At 78.8% G+C, this 1,036-nt stretch carries 1 protein-coding gene; it reads right to left on the bottom strand.

Going from position 1 to position 1,036, the window contains the following annotated elements; all coding sequences use genetic code 11:
• Positions 1-1,036: AsmA family protein (locus HMPREF0731_RS21695; protein WP_007006396.1), on the bottom strand; the 1,036-nt coding region annotated here is incomplete at both ends.

The raw sequence follows: 1,036 nt of genomic DNA, 5'->3' as shown, positions 1-1,036 counted from the left end.
CGGGCGGCGGCGGCGGGGCCCGCAGCAGCGCGTCCAGATCCACCCGTTGGGCGGCCAGGCGGGCGGTCAGTGCTGGCCGGTCGCCCTCCTGCCAGGCGGCCTCGCCCTCCGCCTGGAGCTGGCGGGAGGTCAGGCGCAGCTCGTCCAGGCTGGTGCGCCGGCCGTCCCGCCGCAGCCGGCCGGTCAGCCGCGCCTCGGTCAGAAGCGGTGCCGGCAGGGAGAGGGCGGCGAGCAGGGACGCGGTGTCGGCGGCGCTGGCGGTCAGCGACAGCTCGCCCTCCTGGCCGCCCTTCCACTGCCCTTCGGCGCTGGCCTCCAGCCCCTCGCCGCGCAGCGTGGCGCGCAGCGGCCAGGGCGAGTCCGGCGCGGCGGCGCCCTGCATCATGCGCGGCAGCGGCGGCAGCCGGGCCTCGGCCTGCAAGGGCAGGGCGTTCAGGGTCAGGGCGGCGGAGAGCGAGACCGGCTCGCCCGGGCCGGACACCCCGATGCTGGTCAGGCCGAGGCGCAGCCCGGCGGCCAGGGGGGTGGCCAGGCCGGTGCTGCGCAGCCGCAGCCGGTTGATTTGGGGCAGGGCGCCGGGGCCGGCATCGGCCAGGTCCAGCGACAGGTCGATCCCCTGGGCCGGCGGCAAGGGGCCCAGGAAGGGTGCCAGACGGGTCGCATCCTCGGCCGTGGCCTCCAGCGTCAGGCGCCATCCGCCCAGGACATCCGGCTGGGCCAGGCTGCCCTCGGCCACCAGTTGCAGGCCCGGCGCGGCGAGCGCCAGGCGCAGCGGCCAGGCGCCGTCGCCGGGCAGGGTGCCGGTCAGCCGGGCCAGCGGGCCGCTGCCGCCCTCGGCCGCGACGGTCACACCATGGAAGCCGAAGCGGCCGGCGAAGCGCATCGGCGCGTCCGGGTGCTCCGCCTCCAGGTCGAAGCGGCGGATGTCCAGCGTCTCGGAGCGGCCGGCGCGGGCGTCGCGCCAGCCCAGGCGGCCGCCCTCGATGGCGATGGCCGCCACGGTCAGCGGCAGGCTCTGCGCATCCTCCCGCGCGGC

The sequence above is a fragment of the Pseudoroseomonas cervicalis ATCC 49957 genome (assembly GCF_000164635.1).
Lineage (GTDB): Bacteria > Pseudomonadota > Alphaproteobacteria > Acetobacterales > Acetobacteraceae > Pseudoroseomonas > Pseudoroseomonas cervicalis.
Note: the sequence above shows the minus strand (reverse complement) of the source record. Positions and strands in the feature narration are given on the sequence as shown.